This window comes from Noviherbaspirillum sp. FW303-A3, assembly GCF_058788695.1.
In genome coordinates, this window is sequence record NZ_JBYTAZ010000001.1 from 1336571 (window position 1) to 1351503 (window position 14933).

General features: G+C 59.9%; 15 protein-coding genes. 9 read left to right on the forward strand and 6 right to left on the reverse strand.

The genetic code is table 11. The features are described from left to right. The first annotated feature begins 16 nt into the window (after positions 1-16). The gene (locus AC3WOY_RS06505) at positions 17-1060 is read left to right on the forward strand and encodes an aldo/keto reductase (RefSeq protein WP_492421931.1); all 1044 of its coding nucleotides are present in this window, start codon (positions 17-19) and stop codon (positions 1058-1060) included. A gap of 56 nt (positions 1061-1116) precedes the next feature. Here AC3WOY_RS06505 and clpA read toward each other — a convergent pair whose 3' ends face one another. Beyond that, on the reverse strand, positions 1117-3417 hold the full coding sequence (gene clpA / locus AC3WOY_RS06510) for an ATP-dependent Clp protease ATP-binding subunit ClpA (RefSeq protein ID WP_492421933.1): 2301 nt from the start codon (positions 3415-3417) through the stop codon (positions 1117-1119). Then, positions 3414-3722 carry an ATP-dependent Clp protease adapter ClpS gene (gene clpS, locus AC3WOY_RS06515; protein WP_088710310.1) on the reverse strand — a complete coding sequence of 103 codons (309 nt, stop codon included), beginning with the start codon at positions 3720-3722 and terminating at the stop codon, positions 3414-3416. The genes clpA and clpS overlap by 4 nt, the downstream gene beginning before the upstream one ends. Before the next feature lie 338 nt (positions 3723-4060). Between clpS and cspE the strand changes: the two genes are divergently transcribed. The 3 genes from cspE to AC3WOY_RS06530 all read left to right on the forward strand — a co-directional run bounded on the left by cspE (position 4061) and on the right by AC3WOY_RS06530 (position 6436). Continuing rightward, entirely contained in the window at positions 4061-4264 is a 204-nt protein-coding gene (gene cspE, locus AC3WOY_RS06520) for a transcription antiterminator/RNA stability regulator CspE (protein WP_088710311.1), read from the forward strand. 178 nt (positions 4265-4442) lie between these two features. Continuing rightward, on the forward strand, positions 4443-5798 hold the full coding sequence (locus AC3WOY_RS06525; protein WP_492421936.1) for a cache domain-containing protein: 1356 nt from the start codon (positions 4443-4445) through the stop codon (positions 5796-5798). Between the two features lie 5 nt (positions 5799-5803). Continuing rightward, positions 5804-6436 carry a response regulator transcription factor gene (locus AC3WOY_RS06530; protein ID WP_492421938.1) on the forward strand — a complete coding sequence of 211 codons (633 nt, stop codon included), beginning with the start codon at positions 5804-5806 and terminating at the stop codon, positions 6434-6436. Positions 6437-6497: 61 nt separating this feature from the next. On the opposite strand, the gene icd is transcribed toward AC3WOY_RS06530, so the two are convergent. Next, on the reverse strand, positions 6498-7751 hold the full coding sequence (icd, locus tag AC3WOY_RS06535) for an NADP-dependent isocitrate dehydrogenase (RefSeq protein WP_492421940.1): 1254 nt from the start codon (positions 7749-7751) through the stop codon (positions 6498-6500). A gap of 319 nt (positions 7752-8070) precedes the next feature. Here icd and AC3WOY_RS06540 point away from each other — a divergent pair, with 319 nt between their 5' ends. After that, positions 8071-8628 carry a pseudouridine synthase gene (locus AC3WOY_RS06540; RefSeq protein WP_492421942.1) on the forward strand — a complete coding sequence of 186 codons (558 nt, stop codon included), beginning with the start codon at positions 8071-8073 and terminating at the stop codon, positions 8626-8628. Here AC3WOY_RS06540 and AC3WOY_RS06545 read toward each other — a convergent pair. Both AC3WOY_RS06545 and AC3WOY_RS06550 read right to left on the reverse strand, forming a co-directional pair. Further along, a complete protein-coding gene (locus tag AC3WOY_RS06545) occupies positions 8625-9752 on the reverse strand; it encodes a HupE/UreJ family protein (RefSeq protein ID WP_492421944.1) in 1128 nt (375 codons plus the stop codon). The genes AC3WOY_RS06540 and AC3WOY_RS06545 overlap by 4 nt on opposite strands. Further along, on the reverse strand, positions 9749-10930 hold the full coding sequence (locus AC3WOY_RS06550) for a tetratricopeptide repeat protein (RefSeq protein WP_492421946.1): 1182 nt from the start codon (positions 10928-10930) through the stop codon (positions 9749-9751). The genes AC3WOY_RS06545 and AC3WOY_RS06550 overlap by 4 nt, the downstream gene beginning before the upstream one ends. Positions 10931-11147: 217 nt before the next feature. On the opposite strand from AC3WOY_RS06550, the gene AC3WOY_RS06555 reads away from it, so the two are divergent. Together AC3WOY_RS06555 and AC3WOY_RS06560 are read left to right on the forward strand one after the other, a co-directional pair. Continuing rightward, complete coding sequence (locus tag AC3WOY_RS06555) at positions 11148-11339, forward strand: hypothetical protein (RefSeq protein WP_492421948.1); 192 nt, start codon at positions 11148-11150, stop codon at positions 11337-11339. A gap of 85 nt (positions 11340-11424) precedes the next feature. Beyond that, positions 11425-11868: a DUF192 domain-containing protein gene (locus AC3WOY_RS06560; protein WP_492421950.1), complete on the forward strand. Its 444-nt coding sequence runs from the start codon at positions 11425-11427 to the stop codon at positions 11866-11868. A gap of 106 nt (positions 11869-11974) precedes the next feature. Here the strand turns inward: AC3WOY_RS06560 and rpsT are convergent, their stop codons facing one another. Beyond that, a complete protein-coding gene (rpsT, locus tag AC3WOY_RS06565) occupies positions 11975-12241 on the reverse strand; it encodes a 30S ribosomal protein S20 (protein ID WP_420476642.1) in 267 nt (88 codons plus the stop codon). A 216-nt stretch (positions 12242-12457) separates the two neighbouring features. Between rpsT and murJ the strand changes: the two genes are divergently transcribed. Continuing rightward, on the forward strand, positions 12458-14008 hold the full coding sequence (gene murJ / locus AC3WOY_RS06570; RefSeq protein WP_492421952.1) for a murein biosynthesis integral membrane protein MurJ: 1551 nt from the start codon (positions 12458-12460) through the stop codon (positions 14006-14008). An 84-nt stretch (positions 14009-14092) separates the two neighbouring features. After that, positions 14093-14932 carry a SirB1 family protein gene (locus AC3WOY_RS06575; protein WP_492421954.1) on the forward strand — a complete coding sequence of 280 codons (840 nt, stop codon included), beginning with the start codon at positions 14093-14095 and terminating at the stop codon, positions 14930-14932. The last annotated feature ends 1 nt before the right edge of the window (position 14933 follow it).

A 14933-nucleotide genomic window follows, 5' to 3' on the forward strand; every position in this document is an offset into this window, starting at 1 on the left:
CCAATGACAGACCACCATGGAAAAAATCACCCTAGGCAACAGCGGCCTCAGCGTTTCCAGGATCTGCCTCGGCACCATGACATTCGGAGAACAGAACTCCGAAGCCGAGGCGCACAACCAGCTCGACTACGCGCTCGAGCGCGGCATCAACTTCATCGACACGGCGGAGATGTATCCCGTCATGCCCCGTGCGGAAACGACGGGGCGCACCGAGGCGACCATCGGCAGCTGGCTGAAGAAATCGGGAAAGCGCAGTCAGGTCGTCCTCGCCACGAAGGCGGCCGGTCCCTCTCGCGGAATGACGTGGATACGCAACGGGCAAGGCGATTTCGACGCGAATAACCTGCGGGCTGCAGTCGACAACAGCCTCAAGCGCCTGCAGACCGATTACATCGACCTCTACCAGCTGCACTGGCCCAGCCGCAATGCACCGATCTTCGGCCAGCTCTCCTTCGATCCGCAGAAGGAGCGCGCCTGCATCGCGATCGAAGACACGCTGGCCGCGCTTGATGGCCTCATCAAGGCCGGCAAGATCCGGCACGTGGGCGTATCGAACGAGACGCCTTGGGGCGTAGGCGAATTCATCAAGCAGGCTGAGACGCGCGGACTGCCGCGCATCGTGTCGATCCAGAACGCGTACAACCTGGTCAACCGCAGCTTCGAGAACGGACTGGACGAGACCTGCTTCCGCGAGAATGTCGGCCTGCTCGCCTACAGTCCGCTCGCTTTCGGCCAGCTCACCGCCAAATACCTCGACAACCCGAAGGCACATGGACGGTTGACCATTTTCCCGCCCAACTGGAGCCCGCGCTATCTTCGGCCCTCGGTTGCGGAAGCGGCGAAACGTTATGCCTCGCTCGCACGCGCGAACGGCATGACGCCGGCGCAGCTCGCCCTTGCATGGTGCTATTCACGCTGGTTCGTCGCATCGACCATCATTGGCGCCACCACCATGCCGCAACTGCAGGAAGACATCGACGCACTATCGATCAAACTTCCCGAGCAGGTCATCGAAGGCATCAACGCCATCCATCGCGAACTCACCAATCCCGCGCAATAAAGAAAAAGCCCGAACCCACTTGCATGGGTTCGGGCTCCTGATTGCGGCGCTAACGCTTATTCGACTTCCAGCGTCTCTTCCGGCGCGGACGGCGGCGGCGCATCGCCTTCGGCGAAGTCGAGCTTGATCTGCTCGTTCTCGTCGAGGTCCACCGTCACCTTGCCGCCGGAAACGAGGCGGCCGAACAGCAGTTCGTCGGCCAGCGCCTTGCGGATCAAGTCCTGGATCAGGCGGGACATCGGACGCGCGCCCATGAGCGGGTCGAAACCCTTCTTGCCGAGGAACTTGCGCAGGTTCTCGGTGAAGACGGCATCCACCTTCTTCTCGTGGAGCTGCTCTTCCAGCTGCATGAGGAACTTGTCCACCACGCGCAGGATGATGTCTTCGTCGAGCGCCTTGAAGCTGATGATGCCGTCGAGACGGTTGCGGAACTCCGGCGTGAACATGCGCTTGATGTCCGCCATCTCGTCGCCCGCTTCCTTCTTCTCGGTAAAGCCGATCGAACGCTTCTGCAGGCTTTCGGCGCCCGCGTTCGTGGTCATGATGATGATCACGTTGCGGAAGTCTGCCTTGCGGCCATTGTTGTCGGTCAGCGTGCCGTGGTCCATCACCTGCAGCAGGATATTGAATATATCCGGGTGCGCCTTCTCGATCTCGTCGAGCAGCAGCACCGCATGCGGCTTCTTGGTGATCGCCTCGGTCAGCAAGCCACCCTGGTCGAAACCGACGTAGCCCGGAGGCGCGCCAATCAGGCGAGAGACCGCATGACGCTCCATGTATTCGGACATGTCGAAGCGGATCAGCTCGATGCCGAGGATAAAGGCCAGCTGCTTCGCGACTTCGGTCTTGCCGACACCCGTCGGACCGGAGAACAGGAAGGAGCCGATCGGCTTGTCCATCTTGCCCAGGCCGGCACGCGCCATCTTGATCGCGGAACCGAGTGCTTCGATTGCCGGGTCCTGGCCGAACACCACGTTCTTCAGGTCGCGGTCGATTGTCTGCAGCTTGGTGCGATCGTCCTGGTTGACCGTCTGCGGAGGAATGCGCGCGATCTTCGAGATGATGTCCTCGATCTCGGACTTGCCGATGGTCTTCTTCTGCTTCGACTTCGGCAGGATGCGCTGCGCCGCGCCTGCTTCGTCGATCACGTCGATCGCCTTGTCAGGCAGGTGACGGTCGTTGATGAAGCGTGCGGCCAGTTCCGCCGCGGAGGTCAGAGCGGAAGCAGAATACTTCACGCCGTGATGCTCCTCGAAGCGCGACTTCAGGCCACGCAGGATCTGCACGGTCTGCTCGACGGTCGGCTCGGTCACATCGATCTTCTGGAAGCGACGGGACAGCGCATGATCCTTCTCGAACACACCGCGGAATTCCGTGTACGTGGTCGCGCCGATGCACTTGAGCTGGCCGGAGGACAGCGCCGGCTTCAGCAGGTTGGACGCATCGAGCGTGCCGCCGGAGGCGGAACCTGCTCCGATGATGGTGTGGATCTCGTCAATGAACAGGATGCCGTGCGGGTTGTCGCGCAACTGCTTCAGCACCGCCTTCAGGCGCTGCTCGAAATCGCCGCGATACTTGGTGCCCGCGAGCAGTGCGCCCATGTCGAGCGAATACACCACCGCGTTCTGCAGCACTTCGGGCACGTCGCCCTGGGTAACACGCCATGCGAGGCCTTCCGCTATTGCGGTTTTACCAACACCAGCTTCGCCGACGAGCAGCGGGTTGTTCTTGCGGCGGCGGCACAGCGTCTGGATGACGCGCTCCACTTCGGATTCGCGGCCGATCAGCGGATCGATCTTGCCTTCGGCAGCCAGCTTGTTCAGGTTCTGGGTGAACTGGTCGAGCGGGCTTTCCTTCTGCTGGCCTTCGGCCTGGGCTTCCTCGCTGCCTTCCGGCGCTTTCTGCGGATCCGCCTGCTGGTCCTTGCGCACGCCGTGGGAAATGAAATTCACCACATCGAGGCGCGTCACACCTTGCTGGTGCAAGTAATACACGGCATGGGAATCTTTTTCACCGAAGATCGCCACCAGCACGTTCGCGCCGGTGACCTCCTTCTTGCCGTTGGATGCGGACTGCACGTGCATGATCGCGCGCTGGATCACGCGCTGGAAGCCGAGCGTCGGCTGCGTGTCCACTTCGCTCGTACCCGGCACGGTCGGCGTGTTGTCGTTAATGAAATTGGTCAGCGTCTTGCGCAGGTCTTCTATATTGACTGCACATGCACGCAGCACCTCGGCCGCCGACGGATTGTCGAGCAGCGCAAGCAGCAGGTGCTCCACTGTGATGAACTCATGGCGGGCCTGGCGAGCCTCGACGAACGCCATGTGCAAACTTACTTCCAGTTCCTGCGCAATCATGCTTCCTCCATCACGCATTGCAAGGGATGCCCTGCTTTTCGAGCGTGGGTTAAAACTAATTCTACTTTAGTGGACGCTATGTCTTTTGGATAGACTCCACACATTCCTTTACCGTCACGGTGTACCTTGAGCATGATCTGCGTCGCGGTCTCCCGATCCTTGTTGAAGTACTCCTGAATGATCGCTACGACAAACTCCATCGGCGTGTAGTCATCGTTTAAAAGCAGGACCTGGTACATCGGCGGAGGCTTGAGCTTCTGCTCTTGTCTAGCAAGTACCGTACCGTTATCGTGCTGAGTTGCCATTCGTCTATTCTAAAGCGTTCAACTTCGCGCGGTGCACGAAAGAAAAGGATATTCCGTCTGTATATTGATATTAGCCCTTTTCTGCTCAAAGCGCAGATGATGCTGAAAAGCGCGAAATCAAGGCGTATTCATGTGCAAATTCCTTGTAATATGTCAAAAAACGCCTTGACACTGCCTTGACTTTTATAATTTTTGAAGGAACAATGGTATCGATTGACAACACAGGCGTTATGGTATTGTCAATACAGAAGTGAGCAAGTTATAAAGAGGGGGCAGCGTGTCGCGAGGCTTCTTGCTTTTACGGCTCGTGTGATTAGTCATTAATGAAAGACGCTTTTATGGCAACAGGTACCGTCAAGTGGTTCAACGATTCGAAAGGCTTCGGATTCATCACTCCGGATGACGGCGGTGAAGATTTGTTCGCCCACTTTTCCGCAATCCAGATGAACGGCTTCAAGACTCTCAAAGAAGGTCAAAAGGTTCAGTTCGAAGTCACGCAAGGCCCGAAAGGCAAGCAAGCTTCCAATATCCAGGGCGCCTAATCACCCGCGATTGGCAAGAGCACGGAAAACCCCGCAGAGCGGGGTTTTTTTTCGCCCGCGCTCATCATCTGCAAAGCTTCAGGCGTCCTTTGCAAGCAGGTAGTATTTACACCTTGGCGACTGCTTCCGTACAAGCTCTTGGCCGCCAGTTGTAGAAATAGCTGTAAAGTAACGCCCAATGAAACTCCGGCAAAAGATTATCGTCCTTGCGATTGCGCCCCTCATCGTGGCGCTGATCGCGATTGCATTCGCAGTGCAGTACCAGGCAACCATCCTCGCGCAGCAACAGCGCGCATCCGTCGAAGCCGCCTATCTCGCAAGCAAGGAAGCTGAACTCAAGCACTACGTTTCCCTGGCCGAGCGATCGATCGCGCATCTTTACGATTCCGGCCGCGATGACGAAGCGACAAAAAATGAGGCCAAGGCCATTCTCGCCAAACTTGATTACGGCGACGACGGCTATTTCTTCCTGTATAACCTCGAGGGCAGGAACCTGATGCACCCTCGCCAGCCGCAACTCGTCGGCCGCGACCTATGGGAGCTGCGCGACACCAAGGGCAGCCCGACGATCCAGCGCCTTATCGCACAGGCAAAGGCGGGCGGCGGCTACGTCCGCTACCTCTGGGAGAAACCATCCTCCGGCAAGGTTGCCCCCAAACTGGGCTACGTCATCCAGATGGATCGCTGGGGCTGGATGCTGGGTACCGGCATCTATCTCGACGACGTGGATGCAGCGCTGGCGAAGATAGACACGCAAATCTCGGGAAATATCCGTAACACGATGCTGTGGATCGCCGGTATCGCGATCGCCAGCGTCCTGGTCATCGCACTCTCCGGCCTAGCACTCAATATCAGCGAATACCGGGTGGCCGACGCCAAGCTGCGTGCGCTGGCCCAGCGCGTCGTGCGCTCCCAGGAAGAAGAACGCGCCCGCCTGTCGCGCGACTTGCACGACGGCATCAGCCAGTGGCTGGTGTCGATCAAGCTGCAGGTTGAATCCGGCATTGCCAAACTCCTTGCCCAATCGAACAAGCCTGAAGTCGCGCGCGCATCGTTCGACCGGGCGGCAAACCAGCTCAACGATGTCCTGGGTGAAGTCAGGCGCATCTCGCACGACCTTCGCCCTGCCCTTCTCGATGACCTCGGCCTCGCGGCGGCACTTGACCACCTGACACGCGAATTTTGCGAGAACACCGGCATCGCCACAAAGTTCGAGACCGACGGCGCGATAGACGGCTTGACCGACGTGGCGAACACCGTATTTTTCAGAATTGCGCAAGAGACACTTACCAACATCAAGCGCCATGCAAACGCCTCGAATGTGGTCGTGCGCCTCACAGGCGACAAGACGGACGTAAAGCTGGTCGTGTCGGACAACGGGATCGGTTTCGACGTTGCAGGCATATCCCAGCATCCAAAGCGAGGCATCGGACTTCGCAACATGCACGAACGCGTCAACGCCATCGGCGGCAAACTCGAACTGCTCTCATCCACCGAGGGCACGCAAGTCACAGCAACCCTACCTCGTTCCTGAACGCTATGCTTACCCAGCCCTTTGTCCACATCCTCCTGATCGACGACCATCCCCTTGTGCGGGACGGGTTGCGCGCACGACTTGAAACCATTCCGCACTTCACGGTCGTCGCCGAGGCCGGCAATGCCACCGAAGCATTGGAGCAGGCCGGCAAGCAGAACGTCGACCTGGTGCTGATGGACATCAATCTTGCGGGTGGAATGAACGGCATCGAACTGACCGGACGATTCAATACCTTGTTTCCCGAAATCGCGGTGCTCATGCTCAGCATGCATGACAAGGCAGAGTACGTGATGCAGGCGATCCAGGCAGGCGCCCGCGGCTACGTGCTGAAGGACGCGCCGGCCCTCGATATCATCACGGCGATCGACACGGTCATGTCCGGCGGCATTTACTACAGCGCCGGCCTGGCCAAGCAGCTTTCCCGCCCCATGCCTCCCGCCATGCTGCTGACGCCGCGCGAACGCGAAGTCCTGCAATGCATCGCGACGGGCAAGTCGAACAAACACATTGCGCGCGAGATGAACCTGAGCGTGCGTACCGTGGAGACCCATCGTCTTAACATCAAGCGCAAGCTCGGCATCGAAGGGCAGGCAGACCTGATCCGTTTCGCACTCGAGCAGACGCAGATCAAGTAAGCGTCGCACCATAAAGAAAGGCCGGACATTGTCCGGCCTTTCTTGTCTTGCCCTGCTCGAATTACATGTTCGAGATCATCACTTCGCCGAAGCCGGAGCAGGAGACTTGCGTTGCACCGTCCATCAGGCGAGCGAAGTCGTAGGTCACCTTCTTCGAGGTGATCGACTTCTCCATCGAGGTGATGAGCAGGTCAGCCGCTTCAACCCAGCCCATGTGGCGCAGCATCATTTCAGCGGACAGGATCAGCGAACCCGGGTTCACGTAGTCCTTGCCTGCATACTTCGGTGCGGTGCCGTGGGTGGCTTCGAACATCGCGACGGAGTCGGACAGGTTGGCGCCCGGAGCGATACCGATACCGCCGACCTGCGCAGCCAGCGCGTCGGAGATGTAGTCGCCGTTCAGGTTCAGCGTGGCGATCACGCTGTACTCTGCCGGACGCAGCAGGATCTGCTGCAGGAACGCGTCAGCGATCGAATCCTTGACCGTGATTTCCTTGCCGGTCTTCGGATTCTTGAACTTGCACCACGGGCCGCCGTCGATCAGCTCGGCGCCGAATTCCTTTTGTGCCAGCGCGTAGGCCCAGTCACGGAAGCCACCTTCGGTGTACTTCATGATGTTGCCCTTGTGGACGATGGTCACGGACGGCTTGTCGTTGTCGATCGCGTACTGGATCGCCTTGCGCACCAGGCGCTCGGTGCCTTCGCGCGACACCGGCTTGACGCCGATACCGGAAGTGCCCGGGAAGCGGATCTTCTTGACGCCCATTTCCTTGATCAGGAAATCGATGATCTTCTTGGCGCCGTCGGAGCCTTCCTGCCATTCGATACCGGCATAGATGTCTTCGGAGTTTTCACGGAAGATGACCATGTCGGTCTTTTCCGGCTCACGCACCGGCGAAGGCACGCCCTTGAAGTAACGCACGGGGCGCAGGCAGACGTACAGGTCGAGTTCCTGGCGCAGCGCGACGTTCAGCGAACGGATGCCGCCGCCGACCGGGGTCGTCAGCGGGCCCTTGATCGAAACAACATAGTCCTTCAGTACCTGCAGGGTCTCTTCCGGCAGCCACACATCCGGGCCGTAGACCTTGGTCGACTTTTCGCCTGCGAAAATTTCCATCCAGCTGATCTTGCGCTTACCGCCGTATGCCTTGGCGACGGCAGCGTCAACAACCTTGATCATCACCGGGGAGATGTCCACGCCCGTGCCGTCACCTTCCAGGTAGGGAATGATCGGATTGTCGGGAACGTTCAGGGAGAAATCGGCATTGACAGTAATTTTTTTGCCGTCGGCAGGCACTTTGATATGTTGATACATCGTAGGCTCCGGGGGGTTGGGGAGGAAAAGGGAAGACCGTTCCTGACTTTAAATTTTTGTTTTAAAGCGAAGCACCGGTCTTATATAAGACATAAGACCACATTTCGTATTATGCACTAGTATTTTACTGGATGCCATAGTTTTTACTTTCGTCAACATTCGTGCAAAAACGTCAACACGCTTCCAGGCAAGCGGAAACGCGTTCGACAATACGATGGGAGGGTCCAGCTGCGACGCCTACCAGATTAGCTCCAAATTCCGGCACATTCAAAGCGTAAAATACGGCCTCCTTGACCCCGATTACCCTTTGCGAGATTGCATGGCGCTTTTTCTGTTCAACAAGCCGTTCCAGGTGATGTGCCAGTTCTCGCCTCATCCCGCGCGGCAGACACTTGCAGACTATGTCGGCATCCCCGGCATCTACCCCGCCGGCCGGCTGGACGCCGACAGCGAAGGCCTGGTGCTGCTCACCGACGACGGGAAATTGCAGCATCGCATCAGCCATCCGGACAGCAAGCAGCCCAAGACGTACATCGTGCAGGTAGAAGGAGCACCGGATGCCGCGACGCTCGAGCGGCTGGCTGCGCCGCTGGACCTGGGCGACTTCGTGACACAAAGGTGCAAGGTCAGCGAGATCGAAACACCGGACTGGCTATGGGAGCGTGATCCTCCGATCCGTCATCGTGAGAACAAGCCGACAAGCTGGCTGGCGATTACCCTATCGGAGGGGAAGAACCGGCAGGTTCGTCGCATGACTGCGGCGGTAGGGCTGCCGACGCTTCGGCTGGTGCGGATTGCGATCGGGCCGTTCTCGCTGGCCACGCATCCTGTGTGGCCGGGCGAGACGCGCGAAGTCTCGCCCTTGGAACTGGATTAGAACGGCAGCAACTTCAGGTCGAATACCCGCTCGACAAACCAGACACCCGCCAGCAGCGCAATCAGCGAGGAGCCGCCAAGAAGCACCAGCCGCCGGTAGAACACCGTGCGGCGCAGGGCATAGGCCAGCGGCAGGAACACGGCCACGATCGCCAGTTGTCCGAGCTCGACACCGACATTGAAACCGACCAGCGCAAGGATCAGCGCATCCGAAGGCAATCCGAGGTCGGCCAGAACGCTGGCAAAGCCGAAGCCGTGAACGAGTCCAAATGCAAACGCCATCGCCCACCGGCGCTCGCTGAAGATCGGGAAGACATTGTTCAGCGCGGCGATGACAACCGAAGCGGCGATGACCGATTCAACCAGCCGTGACGGCAGGCTGATGAGGCCGAGCGTCGCCAGCGACAAGGTAATCGAGTGGGCGACGGTAAATGACGTGACGATCTTGAACACGTTCCAGAACGCCGGGCGGAAGGCATCCACTGCCTGCCAGCCGTAGCGGGCGCGCAGCACAACCGCAGGCAGCAGCAGGGCCAGCAGGAAAAGGATGTGGTCGAAACCGATCCAGATATGCCAGATACCCTCTTGCAGGTAGTCTGCAAACTGCGCCCATTTGCTCGGCGCGGTGAGGCTGAAATCCTGGGCAGCCTTCTCCGGGCTGAAGATGGCGGTGCTGGAGCTTCCCTGGTATTCCAGGCGCAGCAGTCCCTTGTGCTGCGGGTCGAGATCGAAAAACAATCCGTAGCGCACCTGCAGGTTGCCGGATGCTTCGCTGCAGTCCGCATGGAAGCGAAGGACTGCGTACGCACCGTCGGTATGGTCGTCGATCAGATGTCCGGTCACCCTCGCCGGGCATGGCTTTCCGGCTGCAGAAATGGCCAGCCGCGGCAAGGCATAGGCTGCAATGTCGGCATGCCTGGCCCGCACTTCTCCCCAGGTGATCTCGGCGTCACCATTGGCATCAAGGCCGATGGCAAAATCCAGGTCGCGCAGGGCGATGTCCCATTGCCCACTGACCGCAGCGCCATCCACTGAAAGCACAAGGTAACTGTCGCTCGGCTTGTGCGCCTGTGCGGGCAAGGCAAGCAACAAGAATGCGATCTGCAGGAGCAGGCGCGCGATCATTTGCGCATTCCCTTCAGCTGGCGCCCCAGATCGCCCAGATACGCATCTTCAATTCCGCTTTCCTCCAGCCATTGCAGCACCGGTTGCGCCGCTGCGGCATCTTTCGCGGCAAGGGCTGCCTCAAGATAGATCCGGGCATCCCTCGGCTCGCGCTGCACTTTCCAGTTTTCCTGGGCAAGCGCCAGCGCCTTCTTCACATTGTTCCTGATCTCGAGCTCGAATCGCGCCTCTTCCTGCTGGTGGACGGTTTCACCGCGCAGTTGCGACGCCGCGTAACGGGCCGCGAGGGCTGTCTCGCGCTCCTTTGCGGTCGGCAAGCCGAGTGCCCGCTCGGCAAATACAAGACGCAGCAACAGCACGTCGGAGCGGGCCTTGTCCTTGAGAAGCGTGACGACTTCCGCATACCGTTTCTTGTCGAGCAAGAGGTCGGAATACGCAGCGAGCAGGAAGGTATCGGGGATGCCCAGCTCCATCGCCTGCCGGAAGTGGGATTCCGCCAGGTCGTCACGTCCCTGGCGTTGCGCCAGCTCGGCAAGGCGAATCTGAAGCCACAGCATGTCTTGCGGCGCAATATCGACGCTCCTTGCCACAGCCGCACTCAACGCCGCATAGGCCGGCACTGCCTTGCCGGTCAAGCCGTCCACCATCGACTCGCAGCCAAAGCCGACCAGCGGACTACCGACCCGGCGCAGTGCCTGGCAGTCGATGCGCGCCTGCGGATAGCGAGCCTGGACGATGTGGATGATCGCGCGCAAAGCGAGCGCACGAACGTTGCGCGGGTCGCGCTCCAGCGCCTGGCCGAGGTCATCGACCGCTCCCGCAAAGTCATGGCGGAACTGGCGGATGCTGGCCCGCAGCACTTGCACGGAGACCGGCGGCGCCGGCAAGTCCCACCAAGGCGCCAACGCAGCCTGCGCGTAGCCGAGATAGCGCGGATCCCCCTCTTCGCCCACCATCCCGTAGTATCGATTGGCGAGGGCTACCGCAGCCTCGAGGTTGCGCGGGTCGCGGCGCAGGGCCGCGCGAAGTTGCGAGAGTTCACGCGCGACCGGATCATTGGGCTTGAATGGCAGCCGTTCCAGTACTTGCGCGTCCGATTTGGGCAGATAAGGGACGGCATCGGCGAGCGTCGTCCAGGACGACAGCGCCAGTAGCGCTGCGAAAAAGCGTGGATTCATGGAGGTCCGGGGTAGCAATTGCCGGCTTGGGGCCGCGCAAAAGTCTGGATCATAACAACTCCATTGACGGCTCGGCAATTTTTGCGCCCCGCCCTCCTCGGAACTGGGCAGACATCCCTTTCGAACTCGCCTGTCAACCATTCCCGAAGTGGATCGTTAAACACATTGATTCGCAAGAATCATGGTTTTCTACAACATCGAACATGAAGGATAAAAAATGAAGAAACTGATTGCTGCTCTCGTTGCTGGTTTGTTCGCCTCCGCCTCCTTCGCTGCCAGCCACGCTGCTGCTCCGGCTACGCCGGCAACACCGGCCGCCGCTCCGGCTGCTTCTGCTGATGCCCCGGCCCCCAAGGCCAAGAAGATGAAGAAAGCCAAGAAGGCCAAGAAGGCTGCTGCCGCCAAATAACCGGCGCAATGTATTGCAAGAAAGGCAGGCGCGTCCTGCCTTTCTTGTTTTATGCTCTCCCCTTCAATAGCTTTTCAACACACCCATGACCGTTCGCCCCCTGATTTCGTCGATCGCCATGCTGCTGGCAATCGCCAGTCCGCTTGCCGCCGCCCAGCAGCCCATGAAGTTTCCCGTTGTTTCACTGACTGCAGGCATGCATGTGATCCGGGCCGAGGTTGCCACCACCGACGCCGAGAGGCAGCAAGGCTTGATGCACCGGGAGAAGATGGGAGCGAACGAAGGCATGGTCTTTCTGTTTCACGCACCGGCCTCCGTGTGCATGTGGATGAAGAACACACTCATTCCCTTGTCCGTCGCCTTCCTCGACGAGCATGGAAAGATTATCAACATTGAAGACATGCAGCCGCAGACGACGACCTCGCATTGCGCGAAGAAGCCGGTCCACTACGCGCTGGAAATGAACCTGGGGTGGTTCCGGCAGAAGAACATCAAGCCGGGCGCGACCATCGAGGGCTTGCCGCGCTAAGGCGACTGCAAAACCGCAGAAACGACAAAAACCCGCGAAGCCGAAGCTTCGCGGGTTTTTTTGTTCCTTGCTGCCACCGCGCCTGACGCGGCGGCCACACTCGAACTTAGGCTGCGAGTGCCTTCAGGGCAGCGGCCAGGCGGCTCTTGTGGCGAGCTGCCTTGTTCTTGTGGATGATCTTCTTGTCGGCGATACGGTCGATCGTCGAAACGGAAGCCTGGAATACTTGCGCGGCTGCTGCCTTGTCGCCTGCACCGATCGCCTTGCGGACGGCCTTGATCGCCGTGCGCAGCGTGGAACGCTGGCTGGAGTTGTGAGCGTTTTGCTTGACTGCTTGACGAGCACGCTTGCGCGCCTGTGCGGTATTTGCCATGTATATTTCCTAATTCGAAATCGGGCTGCGTTCGCGGGATGCGATACGAAATTCTGTAAAGCTGAGGATTATAACGTCCTTTTTGGGAAATGGGCAATGGATTCAGCGGTTTGGCGCATTTTTGCCCGAAATGCCCGCCCTGCCCTCACTGCGCCGGCGCAAAGGAGCGCCGATGTCGCCCGGCTGCGGGATGGCGAGCGGCTATAATTGCGGCCCATGAAACTCCACAAAACGCTGGCAACCGTCTCCGGCATGACCATGCTGTCGCGGATAACCGGGCTGCTGCGCGAGCTGCTGATTGCCCGCGCCTTCGGCGCCTCCGCCTACACCGACGCCTTTTTCGTCGCCTTTCGCATCCCCAACCTGTTGCGCCGGCTGTTCGCCGAGGGGGCATTTTCGCAGGCGTTCGTGCCGATCCTTGCGGAATACAAGAACCAGAAGGGAGAGGCCGCCACCAAGGACCTCGCCGACCATGTGGCGACCGTACTGGTCTGGGCGCTGGTCCTGACCTGCCTGCTCGGTATCGCTGGGGCACCGATTATCGTCTATTTCATCGCCACCGGCCTGAAATCCGACCCGGAGGCGTTTGCGTCCTCGGTCGTCATGACGCGCATCATGTTTCCGTACATCGGGTTCATGGCCTTCGTCGCGCTAGCCGGCGGCATCCTGAATACCTGGCGCCAGTTCCGGGTTCCGGCATTCACACCGGTCCTGCTCAACCTCTCCTTCATCGCGGCATCGCTGCTGGTTGCGCCGCACATGGAGCAGCCGGTCTATGCGCTGGCACTGGCGGTCGTGGTGGGCGGCGTCCTGCAGGTTGCGATCCAGGTTCCGGCACTGCGCAAGATCGGCATGCTGCCGCGCGTGGGCATCAATGTGAAGGCCGCGCTGTCCGACGCCGGCGTCCGTCGCGTCCTGAAGCAGATGGTACCCGCCATCCTCGCCGTGTCGGTCGCGCAGATCAGCGTCATCATCAACACCAATATTGCCTCCCGGCTGGAAAACGGCAGCGTTTCGTGGCTCTCCTATGCCGATCGCCTGATGGAATTCCCGACCGCCTTGCTGGGCGTCGCTCTGGGCACCATTCTTCTACCCAGCCTGGCCAAGGCGCACTCCGAAGGCAACCACACCGAATACGCCTCCCTGCTCGACTGGGGCCTGCGGCTGACCTTCCTGCTCGCCCTGCCTTCGGCGGTCGGGCTGCTGACCTTGTCCGTGCCACTCACTACCACGCTCTTTCATTACGGCAAGTTCGACCCGCAGGCGGTCACCATGACCGGGCGCGCGCTGATCGCTTACGGTGTGGGCCTGATCGGCCTGATTGTCGTCAAGATCCTGGCTCCCGGCTTCTACGCCAAGCAGGACATCCGCACACCGGTCAAGATCGGCATCGGCGTGCTGATCGCGACGCAATTGATGAACCTGCTGTTCGTCCCCTGGATCGCCCATGCAGGGCTGGCACTGTCGGTGGGCGTCGGCGCCTGCCTGAATGCCGCTTTCCTGTACTGGGGCCTGCGCCGCAAGGGCATCTATGAAGCCCTCCCCGGATGGGGGCTTTTCCTGGTGAAACTGACCGGGGCGCTATTCCTGCTTGCCGGCGTCGCGCTCTGGACGGCGGGACATTTCGACTGGATCGCCATGCAGGACCGGCCGCTCCAACGGGTCGGCGCGCTGACACTTGTCATGTTTGCCTGCGGAATCACCTATTTCGGCGCCCTGATTGCGATGGGATTCCGCTTCCGCGACTTCAAGCGGGTCGAGGCCTGAGGAAGTTCCCGGCGGCCAAATTTATCCCCTGCTTTGCCGTGCCGCCCTTTTATTGGCTGCGGCATGGTTTATGATGGTCATTGTATGGTGATCAAATCCCTCGATTACTTCGCGTCGCTCGTGCAGGAGGACGAATCCATTCCACTCTTCGAAGCGGCGCTCGCCATCGCACAGGACGTCGATCCGCAACTCGACCTGGCGGCCACGCAAGCGGAAGTTGACATGCTGGCGGCAAGGCTCCAGCGACGCCTCGCCCCCGATGCCTCCAGCGTGCAGAAGCTGCGCATGCTCAATCACTTTTTCTATCGCGAACTCGGCTTCGCCGGGAACGTGAACGACTATTACGACCCGGACAACAGCTACCTGCACCGCGTTATCACCACACGGCGCGGCATTCCGATTTCGCTCGCTGTCCTGTACATGGAGCTGGCGCAACAGATCGGACTGGATGTGAAGGGTATTTCCTTCCCCGGCCATTTCCTGATGAAGCTGTCGATCCAGTCGGGCGATATCGTGCTGGACCCGTTCAATGGCGTGAGCCTGTCGCGAGAAGAACTCGAGGAGCGGCTCGAACCCTACTTCGAGCAACACAGTTATCCGGGCGCGATTCCGCTGTCCTACTACCTGCATGCCGCGCATCCGCGGGAAATCCTCGTGCGCATGCTGCGCAACCTGAAAGCCCTGTTCGTCGAGCACATGCGCTGGCAACGGGTGCTGGGTGTGCAGCAGCGCCTGCTCATCCTGCTTCCCGACGAGATTACCGAACGGCGCGACCGCGGTCTCGCCTATGCGAACCTGGAATGCCCGCAGGCGGCGCTGGCCGACCTTGAGGCCTACCTCGAAGAGCGCCCCTATGCGCCGGATGCGGACGTACTGCGCGGCAAGCTTCCCGAACTGCGCGAAGCCTGCCGCCGCATGAACTGAA

Coding starts and splice junctions, on each gene's coding strand:
- AC3WOY_RS06505 (WP_492421931.1), top strand. CDS start 17: ATGGAAAAAATCACCCTAGGCAACAGCGGCCTCAGCGTTTCCAGGATC.
- clpA (WP_492421933.1), bottom strand. CDS start 3,417: ATGATTGCGCAGGAACTGGAAGTAAGTTTGCACATGGCGTTCGTCGAG.
- clpS (WP_088710310.1), bottom strand. CDS start 3,722: ATGGCAACTCAGCACGATAACGGTACGGTACTTGCTAGACAAGAGCAG.
- cspE (WP_088710311.1), top strand. CDS start 4,061: ATGGCAACAGGTACCGTCAAGTGGTTCAACGATTCGAAAGGCTTCGGA.
- AC3WOY_RS06525 (WP_492421936.1), top strand. CDS start 4,443: ATGAAACTCCGGCAAAAGATTATCGTCCTTGCGATTGCGCCCCTCATC.
- AC3WOY_RS06530 (WP_492421938.1), top strand. CDS start 5,804: ATGCTTACCCAGCCCTTTGTCCACATCCTCCTGATCGACGACCATCCC.
- icd (WP_492421940.1), bottom strand. CDS start 7,751: ATGTATCAACATATCAAAGTGCCTGCCGACGGCAAAAAAATTACTGTC.
- AC3WOY_RS06540 (WP_492421942.1), top strand. CDS start 8,071: ATGGCGCTTTTTCTGTTCAACAAGCCGTTCCAGGTGATGTGCCAGTTC.
- AC3WOY_RS06545 (WP_492421944.1), bottom strand. CDS start 9,752: ATGATCGCGCGCCTGCTCCTGCAGATCGCATTCTTGTTGCTTGCCTTG.
- AC3WOY_RS06550 (WP_492421946.1), bottom strand. CDS start 10,930: ATGAATCCACGCTTTTTCGCAGCGCTACTGGCGCTGTCGTCCTGGACG.
- AC3WOY_RS06555 (WP_492421948.1), top strand. CDS start 11,148: ATGAAGAAACTGATTGCTGCTCTCGTTGCTGGTTTGTTCGCCTCCGCC.
- AC3WOY_RS06560 (WP_492421950.1), top strand. CDS start 11,425: ATGACCGTTCGCCCCCTGATTTCGTCGATCGCCATGCTGCTGGCAATC.
- rpsT (WP_420476642.1), bottom strand. CDS start 12,241: ATGGCAAATACCGCACAGGCGCGCAAGCGTGCTCGTCAAGCAGTCAAG.
- murJ (WP_492421952.1), top strand. CDS start 12,458: ATGAAACTCCACAAAACGCTGGCAACCGTCTCCGGCATGACCATGCTG.
- AC3WOY_RS06575 (WP_492421954.1), top strand. CDS start 14,093: ATGGTGATCAAATCCCTCGATTACTTCGCGTCGCTCGTGCAGGAGGAC.